We start from the raw sequence: 13,759 nt of genomic DNA, 5'->3' as shown, positions 1-13,759 counted from the left end.
AACGCGGTCAACCGAAGCAAAGTCAGACATCTGTGCTTTCCCCTTTCGAGGCACGCATGTGCGTGCCCGCACCAACTGCTAGCCCTGACGTGAACCAGTGGAGGGACCATGGCTTTCACACTCAAAATCAATGGAGCGGATCACGACGTCGATGTCGACAGTGAGACGCCGCTCTTGTGGGTGCTGCGTGACGTGCTCGGGATGACCGGCACCAAGTTCGGCTGCGGCCAGGCGCTGTGCGGCGCCTGCACCGTGCATCTCGACGGAATCGCGGTGCGGTCCTGTCAGACCTTGGTCAGTGATGCGGTCGGTGTCGCTGTGACCACCATCGAAGGCTTGTCACCGGACGGTAATCATCCGGTGCAGATTGCGTGGCGGGACGCCAACGTGCCGCAATGCGGCTATTGCCAGGGCGGCCAGATCATGCAGGCCGCCTCGCTGCTCAAGGACACGCCGAACCCCACCGATAGCGACATCGACGCCGCGATGAGCGGCAACATCTGCCGCTGCGGCACCTATCCCCGCATCCGCGCTGCCATCAAGGCGGCTGCCCAGAAAATGGCAGGTGCGCAATGAGACATGATCCAACATTTGGCGCGACAATCGCCAACGTCAGCCGCCGTGCCTTCCTCACCGGAATCGCCGCTGGCAGCCTCATCCTCAGCGTCGGCCTTCCCGTGCGCGCAGAGGAACAGAAATATGCCGGCGACGGCATGCCGAACGGCCTGCGCGAAGATCCCAAGATCTTCATCGCCATCGCCGAGGACGGCACCGTGACGGTGCTCTGCCATCGTTCCGAGATGGGGCAGGGCGTGCGCACCAGCTGGCCGCTGGTCGTGGCCGATGAGCTCGACGCCGACTGGTCGCGCGTCAAGGTGGCTCAGGCGCCCGGTGATGAGGCGCGCTTCGGCAACCAGGATACCGATGGCTCGCGCAGCATGCGCCATCATTTCATGACGTTGCGCCGGATGGGTGCTGCGGCGCGCCAGATGCTGGAGCAGGCGGCTGCCAACCAATGGGGCGTACCGGTCGCGGAGGTGAAGGCAACCAACCACGAAGTCGTGCACAAGGCGTCGAACCGTCGCCTCGGGTATGGCGAACTGGCCAAGGCCGCGGCGGATCTGCCGGTGCCGCCGCGCGAGAGCCTGGCGCTCAAGCACCCAAGCGAGTTCCGCTACATCGGCAAGAGCGAGACGCCGCTGATCGACGGGTTCGACATTACCACCGGCAAGGCCCAGTACGGCATCGACACCCAGCTCGACGGCATGGTCTATGCCGTGGTCGCGCGTCCGCCGGTATTCGGCGGCACGGTCAAATCCTACGACGATGCCGAGACGCTCAAGGTGCCGGGCGTGCTCAAGACCGTCGCCATCGAGCCGACGCCGGCTCCGGCGGTGTTCCAGCCGCTCGGCGGCGTCGCCGTCGTCGCGACCAACACCTGGGCCGCGATCAAGGGGCGCGAGGCGCTGAAGATCGAATGGGATGACGGTCCGAACGCCTCCTACTCGTCCGAGGAGCACAAGGCATCCCTCGAAACCGCGGTGCGCAACCCGGGCACCGTCGTGCGCGAGGATGGCGACACGGACAAGGCGCTCGGCAGCGCAGCGAAACGGGTGGAGGCGGAATATTACATTCCGCATTTGGCGCACGCGACCATGGAACCGCCGGCCGCCGTGGTGCGGATCGCCGGTGGCAAGTGCGAGGCGTGGGCCTGCGTGCAGTCGCCGCAAGCGACCCGCGACCATCTCTCGCAGCGGCTCGGCATTCCGGTGGAGAACGTGACCGTCAACGTCACGCTGCTCGGCGGCGGATTCGGCCGCAAGTCCAAACCGGACTATGTGGTGGAGGCCGCTCTCATCTCCAAGGGGATGGACGGCAAGCCGGTCAAGGTGACCTGGACCCGCGAAGACGACATCACCAACGACTATTTCCACGCGGTGTCGATGGAGCGGATCGAAGCCGGTCTCGACGAATCCGGCAAGCCGGTGGCATGGCTGCATCGCAGCGCGGCACCGACCATCCTCTCGATCTTCGCGCCCGATCCCAAGCAGGAAGCGGATTTCGAGCTGGCCATGGGGCTGATCGACATGCCGTTCGACATCCCCAATGTCCGGGTGGAGAATCCGCAGGCCGCAGCGCACACGCGCATCGGCTGGTTCCGCTCCGTCTACAACATCCCGCATGCCTTCGCGGTCCAGTCCTTTGCGGCCGAGCTCGCCGCAGCCGCGGGACGCGACCAGAAGGACTACCTGCTGGAGCTGATCGGCCCGCCGCGCCAGGTCGACACGCGCAAGCTCGCGGTCACGTGGAACTATGGCGAGGACCCGGCCGTCTATCTGCTCGAAACCAAGCGCCTGCGCGGCGTGGTCGAGACTGCAGCGGAGGCGATCCAATGGGGCCGCAGCATGCCCAAGGGAAGCGGCCTCGGGATCGCCGCGCATCGCAGCTTCGTCACCTACGTGGCGGCCGCGGTCGAGGTCGAGGTGAGCGAGAACGGTGCCCTCACCATTCCGCGCGTCGACATCGCCGTCGATTGCGGGCCGCAGATCAATCCCGATCGCATCCGCTCGCAGATGGAGGGCGCGGTCGTGATGGGCGTCAGTCTCGCGACATTGGGCGAGATCACGTTCAAGAACGGCCGGACCGAGCAGGCCAACTTCGACACGTTCGAAGTGACCCGCATCGACGCCGCGCCGAAGGAGATCCACGTGCATCTGATGCCGGCAAGCGACTACAACCTGCCGCTCGGCGGCGTCGGTGAACCCGGCGTGCCGCCCATCGCGCCGGCGCTCACCAACGCCATCTTCGCCGCCACCGGCAAGCGCATCCGCCGCCTGCCGATTCGCGACCAGTTGGCGACCTGATCGCTCTCGCATCTCCCTGCCCCGTGCCGAATGGGGCAGGGAGAGCGCTTCTGCCAGCCGACCCGCTCTGGCCAAGTTGAGCCCGCTGCGCTAAGAGAGCGCAAGCCGAAAGCCAGAAACAACGCGATGCGCGAAGCCGGTCGGCATTGCGCAATCCACGAGGTTGGGGAAAATGGCATCTGAAGTTGGGACGGTTTCGGAACTCTGGCGCTATCCCGTACAGAGTCTGCAGGGCGAATCGCTTCCGGCGTTGCAATTCACTGCACAGGGTGTGGTCGGCGATCGCGGCTACAGCATCGTCGATGACACCGGCGAAGGCGGCACCGCCGCGCGCCCCCAATGGAAGGCACTCATCGGCTGGCGCGCCCGCTATCTGGCCGAGCCCGCGGCCGGCGCCGATCTGCCGAAGGTCGAGATCACCTTCGACGACGGCACGCAGATGGTCTCCGACGATGCGCGGCTTGGCGACGCGATCTCTGTGCGCCTTGGCCGGCGCGGTCGGCTGGCCGTGACCATGGCGCCTGATGTGAAACGTCCTTATGTCGCGTCGCCCTGTCACCTGCTGACCAGCGCCACGCTCAAGGCACTGAGCGCCGCCTATCCGAACGGCCGGTTCGTATCGCAGCGCTTCCGCCCCAATGTTCTGCTCGGTTGCGGTGATCAGGCCGGCTTTATCGAGACGGGCTGGCTGCACCAATCACTGACAGTTGGACCAGTCGCCATGAAAGCCGTGGAGCATTGTCTGCGCTGCGCGCTCACCACGCGGCCACAAGGGGAACTGCCCAAGGATCCTGGAATCCTCCATACGGCCCAACAGCATAATGAGAACCGGGTTGGGATCTATGCGGAGATCAGCGCGCCGGGCACGGTGCGGATCGGAGACGTCGCGCGCTTGAACGGTTAGCGGAGCCGCCACGGCCCGCCCGCTTGGCTGTTGTATCTCGGAACACAATGACAAGAGCAACGCCATGCTGCGAACCGCGATTGCTGGAATTGCGAGCGTACTTGCGATATCCGCAGCGACCCTCGCGCAAGACTCGGTCCAGCCGGGTGAGCAATCCTCTGAGCAGTCTGCGGCCCCCGCTCCGGCGCTTGAGGAGATGCGGCATCGGGCTCTGTCGCTGGTGAACGATGCGCGCAAGCAACATGGACTTGAACCACTGCAATCCGGCGAACGCCTCGACAAGGCGGCGCAGGCGCACGCCGAGGATATGCTCGCCCGCGGCTACTACTCGCACGTTTCGCCCGACGGCGAGACCGTGGAGGACCGCTATCGTGACCAAGGCGGTAGCCGCTGGAAGCGGGTCGCCGAGAACATCGCCACCTGCAAGGAGTGCAAGATGCCAGCTACGCTGGACCGGGTCGCCCGGTTTCACGAAGGCTGGATGAAAAGTCCGGGACACCGCGAGAATATCCTGATGAGAGGGGTGCAGAACTTCGGCTTCGGAGTCGCCGGCAAGGACGGCAGGGTCTACGCGGTGCAGACCTTCGCCGGGCCGGGCATGCCGCTGGACCTTGCCGACGGCGAGGAGCCGGTCGCGCTGTCCACCGACGAGCAGATGCAAAGGGCGGTGCAGGCGATCAATCGCGCAAGAGAACGCGAGGGGCTCGATCCGCTTGAGCACAGCGCGGTCTTGAGCGAGGTGGCGAAGAAACTCATTCCGGAGAACGGCACCGGTGATCACTTGATCGATCGGCCGGACGACCTGTTTGCGCTTCTGCCGGGGGACACCGGACTGAGCTGGCGCCGACTGCAGGTCATGGCCGCGGCCTGCGGCGGCTGCGGAACACAGCCGACTGCAGCGGACATCCGCTATTTTGCCGACCAGTGGACGAACAATCCGAACGACAGGCCATACGTGCTGCAAAGCGCCGCGAGCCATATGGGGTTCGCGATGCAGGCCGATGGCGAGGGCCGCAAGACCGCCGTGACCGTATTGGGTGAACGCAGGGCAGATTGAGGGCGACCGGTCGTGTCTTCTGCCTCAATCCGGTACTGGCACCCATCCAGGCGGCCGACCTTGGTGTCGGAACGGAGAGGCCGTCCCAAAACTTCATGACTCAGCAGGCTACCTAGATCGCGCGTTCCGCCTTGCCCGCACTGCCTTCCAGCCAGCCGAGATAGTGGATCAGCGGCACGCGTCCGGGCAGGTCGATCTTGATGTCGAAGCGGAACCAGCCTCCCTCGTTCGCTTCCTCGGCGGTGAGGTGCGGCCACAGGAAGCGTGGTGTCGGGATGCCCAGCGTGCGCATGCCCACCACATCGAGTGTCAAGGCGCCGTCCTGGATTCCGGTCTTGAGGTCGAACTCGACCAGCCCGAAACACTCGCGCACGATTCGCGCGCCGGGCGCGGTCGGCAGCAGGCGCGTCTTGATGTCGTGGCTGCCGAAGGCGCGCATCCACACCTCGCCCACCCGGTCGCGCAGCACCGTCACCGACATGCGCGGATAGAAGCCCGCCGGCGGGAATTGGAACCACCAGCCGACCAGCTTCGAGAGCAGCGAGCGCCCGCGCTTCACTTGGCACAGGCCGCGCCAATAGCCGATCTGCTCGGTGCCATGGACATCGCGCACCGCGCTGGCGAGGCGATCGAAGCTGCGCCCCATCAACCCTTTGAGCAGGCGCTTATCGCGCGGCAGTGCGAAGTCCGACAGGATGGTCATGCTGTGCCCCCTTGTCCGATTTGCGCGCGACGATCTCCGCCAGCGCGGCGGGCAGCCTGCGATAGCGGAACTGGAACCCGAGCTGATCCGCGCGCTCCGGCAATGCGCGCTGCCCATCCAGCAGCAGCGTCGCCATCTCGCCCAGCATCAGGCGCAGGACGAATGCGGGCGCGTGCAGGATGGCCGGTCGGTGCACGCTGGCCGCGAGCGCGCGGGTGAATGCCGCGTTGGTGACCGGGTGCGGCGCGACGGCATTGATCGCGCCTTGGAAGGTCGGATCGTCGATGGCACGGATGATGAGGGCCAGCAGGTCCTCGAGATGGATCCACGACATCCATTGCCGGCCGTTGCCGACGCGTCCGCCAAGACCGAGCCTGAAGGCGCGCATCATCGGCCGCAGCATGCCGCCGTCGCGCCCAAGCACCAGCCCGATGCGCAGCCGGCAAACGCGCGGCACTATGCCTTTGGCGCGTTCGGCCCCCTTCTCCCAGGCGCCGCACAGCATGGCGGGGAAGTCGCTGCCGCTGCGCGCATTCTCGGTCAAAGGCTGATCGCCGCGATCCGCGCCATACCAGCCGATTGCCGACGCACTCACCAGCACCCGCGGCTTCACGGCGTGGTCCGCGATCCAGTCCACCAGCGCGCGGGTGGTGTCGACGCGGCTGCGCACGAGCGCCACCTTGCGTGCATCGGTCCAGGGCCGGCCGAACACTGGCGCACCGGCGAGGTTCACGACGGCGTCGATCTTCACCGTCTCCGGCAAGGCCTGCAGCGAGGGCGCGATCAGCGCCTGGTTGCCGAACAGCCGCACGGCCTTGGCTGGTGAGCGCGCGATCACGTAGACCTTGTCGCCGCGCGCGATCAGCCGCCGCACCAGGGCCGTGCCGATGAAGCCGGTACCGCCAGTCACCAGGATGCTCTGTGGCTGCAGGTTCGGGCGAACCTGGATCGCTGGCCGCTGCACAACCGGCCTCAGCCCGTGCGCCGCAATCGCTTCGCGCAGGCCGAACCCGCTCGAGCCGACGGCATAGAGGGTCAGCAGCCACGACATCCAGCCGTGATCGGCGGGGATGATCGCGCTTTCCGTGGTCGCGTGCGTCAGCAAGTCAGGCAGGATAAGCGCCAGGAACGCGCCATAGTTCAGGGTCAGCAGCCCGTGCAGGATCCGCTCCTGCGGGCTCAAGGCGCGCGAGCGATCCTCTTCCACGAAGTCCGCCAGCGTGATGACGAGCTCGATCGCCAGAATGGTGAGGAGCGCCACCGCGAACAGGCCGCGCAACTCCGCCCAGGCGAAGGCGAGGAACACCGGCCCGTAGATCAGGCCGCGCGCCGCATGCAATTGCAGCTCGCGCCGCGCGCTGGGGCTCGAGGGCAGCTTGGCGCGCCATTCGTGATTCCAGATGTTGTCGATGCCGCCCAAGAGCCCTTGCGCAGCGAGCAGCCAATACGCGACGGGCATGATTACACCTGTGTGCGGGAGGGAATGAGGCGCGCGACCTTGGCGCCCAGCTTCAACAGCTTCACCAGGATGGGCTGCGGCAGGCGGCGCACCTCCTCGTACCAGGTGGTGGAGGCCTGCACGAAATCGACCATGCTCTCGAGCCGCTCCACCACCTGCGGATCCTCGCCGCTCTCTGAGCGTGCATCGATCAGGCACTGCCGCAGCATGGTGAGGGTGGGGTCGATCTCGCGCCGCTTGCGCGCCTCGATGATGTGGAAGGCGATCTGCCACACATCCTTCTCCGCCTCGAAGTGATCGCGCCGGTCGCCCAGTACATGGGTGACGGAGATGAGATTGAAGGACTGCAATTCCTTGAGGCTGGTGGAGACGTTCGAGCGCGCGATGGTGAGCGTGTCTGCGATCTCCTCGGCGGTCAGCGGTCGGGGCGACAGGAACAGCAGGGCGTGGATCTGGGCGATGGACCGGTTGATCCCCCATCGCGCGCCCATCTCGCCCCAATGGAGGATGTAGCGCTCCATCACCGGGCTCAGCTTCATCACGGCCTCCAGCGATGCTGGTGTATTCAGTTATTTCTGTCATGACAGAAATTATAGAAAGGAAAGAGCGAGGTCAATGGCTATCGATGGTTAATGCATGCGCGTGGGTGTCGCACCGGTTCCTCCCCCTTCCTTGTTTGTCATGGTCATCCGTCGGACCAGGTCCGGTTGGTCTGCCATACAGTGGGCGAGGGCCGTGACTTTGCCACGGAACGGACTTACCCTTGAGGCGTTAGCGCAGGAACCGGCACGTTCCATGTCATTCGGAGCATTTCCTCCGATGAGCGACACTGTCATCGTCCCACGCACCAAGACCAAGCCGAAGGTCGAGCGGCCGCGGCTCCACAAGGTCATTCTGCTCAATGACGACTACACGCCGCGCGAGTTCGTCGTGATGGTCCTCAAGGCCGAGTTTCACATGAACGAGAGCCACGCCTACAACGTGATGATCACGGCGCACAAGAAAGGCGCCTGTGTCGTGGCGGTCTTCACACGGGACGTCGCCGAAACCAAGGCCACGCGCGCGACCGAGGCTGCCCGCGCCAAGGGCTACCCGCTGATGTTCACGACCGAGCCGGAAGAATAGCGCTTACTCCGCTGGCGCCGGCGCGCAGAGCTTCAGGTCGCGGATGCGCCGCAGATGACGCAGCTTCATCACCAGCACCCACGCCACGAGCAACATGGCAACCACGTTGGCGCCGATCATGGATGGGCTGGCGATCACGACGCCATAGGCTAGCCACAGCCCTTGGCCGGTGACCATCATGAGATACATGGTGAGGGAGACGTCGTCCGCCGAGCGCAAGCGGCGGATGCGTAGCGCCTGGGGTAGGAAGCTCAATGTCGTGAGAATCGCCGCGACGAAGCCAAGCGTCTCGATCGCCAGGGATCCGGGTTGCATGGGTAGGGTGTCCGAGTTTTCAGTGGGGCAGGGAGCTACGACGCCTTGCGCGGCCGCTCCCCATAGGCGAGCTTTTCGATGCGATAGCGGCACATGGCGTCGTCCACCGTGGACCAGGCCAGGCGCGACCATTCGATCTTGGCGTCTTCATAGGATTTAAACGGGCCATGCCATTCTTCGCCACCACCGTCGGCGGGCTCCTTGAACCGGGTGTCGGCATAGGGGCCGCCGACCACCCAGTACCACGTGTCGCCCGATTCCTCCTCGATGCGGTAGCGCGCGTTCGCGTTGTCGACCGTGCTCCACGCGCGGCGTTGCCATTCGGCCTTCGCCTCTTCATAGGTCCCGAAGGGACCGAATCTCTGCTCCGGACCGCCGTCCTGCATGCGGTCGAATTTGGTGTCGGCATAGATGCCGCCGATCACCCAATAGCGCTTCATGATCAAAATCGGTGTAAGTCAGTGGTGAAACCCAGAACATATTACGTTAGAAAGCGTTCACGCTCTATGAATATTCGGAATACCCGCCCCTCGGCGGGGCCAGGGAGGTTGTTTTGCCAAAGCCCTCGTCGGGAATGACGCCCGCGGATTTCGCGGTGATTTATGACAGATTCAAGGCCGCCGTCTCGCGCTACGATTGCGGCAAATTCTGCTCTCCGCTGAATGACGGATCGCCGGTCTGCTGCTCGACCCAGCATGCCGTTCCGGTGGTGGACAAGGCCGAATACAAGTTCCTGAAGTCCCGCACCGACCTCTGGCACACGTTCAAGCCGTACGACGCCGCCACCCGGCAGATTGTGGCAGAGCTGCATCACTCCTGCTGCGCGATCGAATGCAAGGGCGCGCGCCATTGCGAGCGGGACAACAGGTCGGTGGCCTGTCGGGCCTTCCCCTTCTATCCCTACATCACGCGCCAGGGCGAGTTCGTCGGCCTCGGCACCTATTGGACTTATGAGGATCGCTGCTGGCTCATCTCCAACATGCGGGTGGTGGAGCGGGAGTTCGCGCAGGAATTCGTCGCTGCCTACGAATACATCTTCTCGAAAGACCCGGAGGAATACGCGACCATGAAGTCGCATTCCGCGGCCCATCGCCGGGTGTTCAGCCGGCGCAATCAGGCCATTCCGCTGATTGGGCGCGAAGGCGGCTTCCTCCAGGTCTTGCCGCGCAGCGGTCGCATCCTGCCGCTGCCGGCCAGCCGCCTGCCTAAGTTCGGCGCCTACGTCTCGCAGGCGGCATATCGAAAGGCGATCAAGGACGCGGGCGGGGACGACGAAGTCACCTTCACGGCAACATTGCGGCTCTGACCGGCCTTCTTCGTCTCAGACTAGAGTGCCAAGGCGGTGACGGAGCCGATCCCACGCCGTGGGCACATAATGCGGGAATGGCGAGAAGGCCCTTTCCAGGAATCCCTTGTCCCTGAGACGCTGCTCGAACTCCGACCAGTTCGCGACCCGGTCGCTCACCTCCTTGTTCCGGTCCTGTCGCTTGATGTCGCTTGGTTTCTCATTGTCGGAAACCGTAAGGTCCGACACGCCGTGACTCGCCAGGATTCCGCGGAACCGATCGAGGATCTTATCCGCCGGCACGTCGACATCGTCTTCGTAGGTCAGCCGATGAAAGGGCTTGTTCATGGCCCAGCAGGCGGCCTCCACCTGGCGGAACCACGCACTGGCCCGGCCCCACCAGCCAATGAAGTCATCGGCATCGATGCTGATCTTGACGTCGGTCGTGTCGCGACCGTGCCAATCCTGAAGATGCAGAGCCTTGCGCACCGACACGAACGTGTCGATCGGCCTGCGGCGCAGGAAGATCATGATGGCATCGGGGCGCCGGATGAACGCGTCCCTGACCTGGCGAACGGACAGCTGCTGCCTGAAAACCTTGAAACAGAGCAGTCGTTTCTCGGGCGCCATCAGTTCGGTCAGGCAGTCCATGACAAGGCCCGGGTGCCGCCGGACGGCGCTGACGGTCGCCGGGCTAGCGCAGTCAGGCGGAAACGCCTTTCCCAATCGGTGGGAGAGCTTGGCGAGCTCGCGCTCGTTGAGCTTCTGACACCGTATTTTATGGAAGATCTCGTGGCGAACGTCGATCTCGGAGATCCGCGACAGCACGGAGCAGAGATGATTGGTGCCCGATCTTGCGCCGCTCACCACGCAGATCAGCCTTGGCGTGACCGGCTGGACGGAGCGTGCCCGAGCCCCCGGTTCGTGCGCCGCCGATGCGATGTCATCAATACGGACCTCAGCCTCCAGGCCGCGCGCAAGCTGTGGCATGCATGATCTCCGCAGTCGTCGTGCGATTGGGTTCGTTCCCCTACCTTTCCAGAGGAAGCGAGGCAGGGTCGATTAAACACCGCGCGGGTTGGAACATTCCAATAACAAAGTGCTGTCAAGACCTCCGCAGCCACACCAATCTAGAATCGGATCGCATCCAGCCGGTGCCGCAGCCTTGGGGCCGCGAAATCGAGGAAGGCGCGGACCTTGGGTGGTGTCAGGCGGGCTTCGGGATGCACCAGGCTGACCGGAATCTCCGGCAGCTCGAATGGGCGCAACAGCAGCTTCAGCTTGCCGGTCTTGACCGCGGCCGCCGCCTGATAGGACAGCACGCGCGTGATGCCGATACCGGCGATCGCAGCATCAATCGCCGCCTCGGCGGTCGTGACCGCCAGGCGCGAGCGGATAGGCACGGTGCGATCCTCGCCATCGATGCGGTAGGACCAGCGATCGGTCGCCGACAAATTGGCCGAAGCGATGCAGTGATGCTGCACGAGCTCCGACGGCGTTCGCGGCGTGCCGTTCGCTTTCAGATAGCCCGGCGCCGCGCACGTCACCAGGCGGACAGCGCCGACTCGCGCCGCGATCAGCGAGGAATCGGCCAAGTGCGCGATGCGCAGTGCTACGTCGATGCCTTCCTCGATCATGTCGGCGATGCGGTCGACCAGCGACAGGCGCAGATCGACCTCGGGATAGGCCTTCAGGAACGCCAGCACAACGGGCAGCACATGCAACCGCCCGAAGACGATGGGCGCGGTGATATAAAGCCGGCCCTTCGGCGCTTCGTATTCGCCGGCCGCCATCCGTTCCGCATCCTCGATCTCGGCCAGCAGGCGCCGACAGGATTCGAGATAGGTGCGGCCGGGATCGGTCAGCAAGAACTTGCGCGTCGTGCGCACGATGAGGCGCACGCCCAGATGCTCCTCCAGCAGGGCCAGCTTGCGGCTGACCGTCGGCAACGGGACCTTCAGCTTGCGCGCGGCGGCGGACAAACTTCCCGCGTCGCCGATCGCAACGAACAGCCGCATCGCATCCAGACGGTCCATGGCAACTCTCTCAGATCCTGAAAGCCGGATCCTAAATGCTGCCATCGACTATCGCTTTTTGGAAGGAGCCAAGGCTGCTGGGCGGCGCGCACGCGCAGTTTTAGGCCTGGAGCCAATCCCATGCCTGCGCAAGTTGATTGCGGTCAAATGTGCGGATCTCGCCGCGGAGGAGGGCGAAGCCAGCAAACTTCGCGCACCAGCGCTCCCAAAGTGGGCCGCCCACGACCGCCACCTTCTCGAGCTTTCTTCTGTAGCGAAAGTCCACCAAGGTATTCGTCCAGGCTGATCTCATGTCCCATCCGGCGAACCCCTCGTCCATCAAGAACAGGATTCGGATGTTCCCGGACGGGTCGATGCGTGATTCGAGGGACGGAACGAGCACGCGCCGATAGTCCTCCTCGCTCAGCCGGCCGCTGGCACGCAGGCCAAGGACATTTCCGCTGCTTCGCTCCATCACCTCGATCACGCAGCTTCTCGTCTTGCTTGATACTGGTCGTCAACCAGTTCAGGGCTCATCAACAGCGACGGGTGAGAGTACGGCCACTCGTGTCGGCACAATGGCCCGTGGCCGGACGTGGGTCGAACCGATGCACGGCCTTGTATCCAAGATAGCCCTTGGCCCAGCTCTCGCGGCCGCAGCTGGCTTCAGCGCGAATAGGTGCCGACCAGCTCCGCCTCGGCGATGCAATGCTCGCGCGCCATCGCTTCGATGTCGGCGCAGGTTGCCCGGCCATGCGTATCCAGGTGGCCGCAATCCAGCGCCATCACCTTGAAATGATAGTGATGGTCGCCATGCCCCTGGGGCGGACACGCGCCGCCATAGCCCGTCCTGCCGAAATCGTTCGTTCCCTGCAGGACCAGACTGCGCGCCACGTTGGACGCGAAATTCTCGGGCAATTCGTGCGTCGTCTTCGGGATGTCGTACACCGCCCAATGATGGAACGTGCCGCTCGGCGCATCCGGATCGTCGCAGAAGACGGCGAAGCTGCGTGCGTCCTCAGGCGCATCGGACCAGGCCAATGGCGGCGACATGTCTTCGCCGTCGCAGGAATAGCGTTCCGGCAGGCGATCGCCGTCCTTGAAAGCGGAACTCTGAATCTGCATGCCCATGAGAGCCTCCTCGGAATAGCGGAAAGCGCCCCGCACTCGCGGGGGCGCATCGTTGCTCGCGTCGATATTATGATAATCGATTCTAGGACTGGCGCCCGGCGCCCGCAAGCGCGCGAGTCGGAAAAGTGATCGGACCGCGCTCTAGGATTGTGCGAACAGGAAAGTACCCAGCAACACCCACCGCGCCGCTTTTGTTTCCTGTTTTGGTTCGGTCTGCAGCGGCGTCGTGTAATGCCAGAAGGGCAGACGATAGAGCGTGAGGCAACCACTCTCCGCCACCGAGACCATTTCGGTGAAATGCCCGGCCTTGGCATAGACGAGGTACTGATGCGCAACGCCCGGTCCGACCAGGCTCAGATGGAAATCGAGATAGCCCTTGGCCGCGCGCTTGATCTGCGGCGTGTGGTCGGTGTGCGGGCCGGCATAATCGCTAGGGCCATAGCGCAGGATTTGCTGCCCGCCTTTCGGGTTCAGCTTTCGGCCAAGCACCGCTTCGGCGAACGCGATCATGCTCGGTGACGACAGCAGGTCGATGAGACCGAGTTCGTTGGCGCGTTGCCAAGCCGCGCCGCGGCGGTTCTCGAGATAAGCGGTGCGGCAGCGCACGCTTTTCGGCAGCCAGTCGTCATAGTTCCGCGTCATGTCCCAGATGGTCTCAGGCGGAATCGGCTGGTTGAGTTCGCTGAGCAGCCCCGCCAGCTCGCGCTCAAGGACGCGGCGCAGCCGTTCGGCTTTCGTGGGCGCGATCATGCCGTTCAGGGCCACGAAGCGCCGCCTGGGGTCGGCGAGCGCGCCGCACACATCCGGCGCGTTGCCGGCCAGCACCCGCTTGCCGGCAGGGGTCAAAAGGTCTTCGAATTCGGCGGGAATCGCGGTTTTGGGCGGCATTGCGCCGGATCAT

At 64.5% G+C, this 13,759-nt stretch carries 16 protein-coding genes; 6 read left to right on the top strand and 10 right to left on the bottom strand.

Features of this window, described 5'->3' with window-relative positions; genetic code table 11:
• The first annotated feature begins 108 nt into the window (after nucleotides 1-108).
• From DTX69_RS00435 to DTX69_RS00420, 4 genes are all read left to right on the top strand, one after another.
• Nucleotides 109-576, top strand: coding sequence for a (2Fe-2S)-binding protein (locus tag DTX69_RS00435; protein ID WP_119299525.1), 468 nt, complete (start codon nucleotides 109-111; stop codon nucleotides 574-576).
• Complete coding sequence (locus DTX69_RS00430) at nucleotides 573-2,864, top strand: xanthine dehydrogenase family protein molybdopterin-binding subunit (protein ID WP_119299524.1); 2,292 nt, start codon at nucleotides 573-575, stop codon at nucleotides 2,862-2,864. Before DTX69_RS00435 ends, DTX69_RS00430 begins: the two co-directional genes overlap by 4 nt.
• A gap of 172 nt (nucleotides 2,865-3,036) precedes the next feature.
• Nucleotides 3,037-3,768: an MOSC domain-containing protein gene (locus DTX69_RS00425; RefSeq protein ID WP_119299523.1), complete on the top strand. Its 732-nt coding sequence runs from the start codon at nucleotides 3,037-3,039 to the stop codon at nucleotides 3,766-3,768.
• Nucleotides 3,769-3,832: 64 nt separating this feature from the next.
• Nucleotides 3,833-4,825, top strand: a complete 993-nt coding sequence (locus DTX69_RS00420) for a CAP domain-containing protein (RefSeq protein ID WP_119299522.1) — start codon at nucleotides 3,833-3,835, stop codon at nucleotides 4,823-4,825.
• Nucleotides 4,826-4,937: 112 nt separating this feature from the next.
• On the opposite strand, the gene DTX69_RS00415 is transcribed toward DTX69_RS00420, so the two are convergent.
• The 3 genes from DTX69_RS00415 to DTX69_RS00405 are packed head-to-tail and all read right to left on the bottom strand — an operon-like array spanning nucleotide 4,938 to nucleotide 7,526.
• Complete coding sequence (locus tag DTX69_RS00415; RefSeq protein WP_162916461.1) at nucleotides 4,938-5,528, bottom strand: DUF4166 domain-containing protein; 591 nt, start codon at nucleotides 5,526-5,528, stop codon at nucleotides 4,938-4,940.
• Nucleotides 5,491-6,987: a TIGR01777 family oxidoreductase gene (locus tag DTX69_RS00410; protein WP_119299521.1), complete on the bottom strand. Its 1,497-nt coding sequence runs from the start codon at nucleotides 6,985-6,987 to the stop codon at nucleotides 5,491-5,493. Before DTX69_RS00410 ends, DTX69_RS00415 begins: the two co-directional genes overlap by 38 nt.
• A gap of 2 nt (nucleotides 6,988-6,989) precedes the next feature.
• Nucleotides 6,990-7,526 carry a GbsR/MarR family transcriptional regulator gene (locus tag DTX69_RS00405; RefSeq protein ID WP_119299520.1) on the bottom strand — a complete coding sequence of 179 codons (537 nt, stop codon included), beginning with the start codon at nucleotides 7,524-7,526 and terminating at the stop codon, nucleotides 6,990-6,992.
• A gap of 280 nt (nucleotides 7,527-7,806) precedes the next feature.
• On the opposite strand from DTX69_RS00405, the gene clpS reads away from it, so the two are divergent.
• Nucleotides 7,807-8,112, top strand: coding sequence for an ATP-dependent Clp protease adapter ClpS (gene clpS, locus DTX69_RS00400; RefSeq protein WP_119299519.1), 306 nt, complete (start codon nucleotides 7,807-7,809; stop codon nucleotides 8,110-8,112).
• Between the two features lie 3 nt (nucleotides 8,113-8,115).
• Here clpS and DTX69_RS00395 read toward each other — a convergent pair whose 3' ends face one another.
• Entirely contained in the window at nucleotides 8,116-8,427 is a 312-nt protein-coding gene (locus DTX69_RS00395) for a SemiSWEET family sugar transporter (RefSeq protein WP_119299518.1), read from the bottom strand.
• 35 nt (nucleotides 8,428-8,462) lie between these two features.
• The gene (locus tag DTX69_RS00390) at nucleotides 8,463-8,867 is read right to left on the bottom strand and encodes a DUF4170 domain-containing protein (protein ID WP_119299998.1); all 405 of its coding nucleotides are present in this window, start codon (nucleotides 8,865-8,867) and stop codon (nucleotides 8,463-8,465) included.
• 155 nt (nucleotides 8,868-9,022) lie between these two features.
• Between DTX69_RS00390 and DTX69_RS00385 the strand changes: the two genes are divergently transcribed.
• Nucleotides 9,023-9,733 (top strand): hypothetical protein, encoded by a 711-nt coding sequence (locus DTX69_RS00385; protein WP_162916459.1) that lies wholly within the window; start codon nucleotides 9,023-9,025, stop codon nucleotides 9,731-9,733.
• A 15-nt stretch (nucleotides 9,734-9,748) separates the two neighbouring features.
• Here DTX69_RS00385 and DTX69_RS00380 read toward each other — a convergent pair whose 3' ends face one another.
• From DTX69_RS00380 to DTX69_RS00360, 5 genes are all read right to left on the bottom strand, one after another.
• Nucleotides 9,749-10,702, bottom strand: coding sequence for a sulfotransferase (locus DTX69_RS00380; RefSeq protein WP_119299516.1), 954 nt, complete (start codon nucleotides 10,700-10,702; stop codon nucleotides 9,749-9,751).
• Nucleotides 10,703-10,842: 140 nt separating this feature from the next.
• A complete protein-coding gene (locus tag DTX69_RS00375) occupies nucleotides 10,843-11,748 on the bottom strand; it encodes a LysR family transcriptional regulator (protein ID WP_119299515.1) in 906 nt (301 codons plus the stop codon).
• A gap of 100 nt (nucleotides 11,749-11,848) precedes the next feature.
• A complete protein-coding gene (locus tag DTX69_RS00370) occupies nucleotides 11,849-12,214 on the bottom strand; it encodes a SpoIIAA family protein (RefSeq protein WP_119299514.1) in 366 nt (121 codons plus the stop codon).
• A gap of 179 nt (nucleotides 12,215-12,393) precedes the next feature.
• Nucleotides 12,394-12,858: a YbhB/YbcL family Raf kinase inhibitor-like protein gene (locus DTX69_RS00365; RefSeq protein ID WP_284735463.1), complete on the bottom strand. Its 465-nt coding sequence runs from the start codon at nucleotides 12,856-12,858 to the stop codon at nucleotides 12,394-12,396.
• Between the two features lie 141 nt (nucleotides 12,859-12,999).
• On the bottom strand, nucleotides 13,000-13,746 hold the full coding sequence (locus DTX69_RS00360; protein ID WP_119299513.1) for a hypothetical protein: 747 nt from the start codon (nucleotides 13,744-13,746) through the stop codon (nucleotides 13,000-13,002).
• Nucleotides 13,747-13,759 lie beyond the last annotated feature (13 nt).

Origin of the sequence: Dongia deserti (genome assembly GCF_003574735.1) — a bacterium.
GTDB classification, from domain to species: Bacteria; Pseudomonadota; Alphaproteobacteria; order Dongiales; family Dongiaceae; genus Dongia_A; species Dongia_A deserti.
The sequence above is the reverse complement of the archived record's forward strand: the minus strand, read 5'-3'. Positions and strand labels throughout refer to the sequence as shown.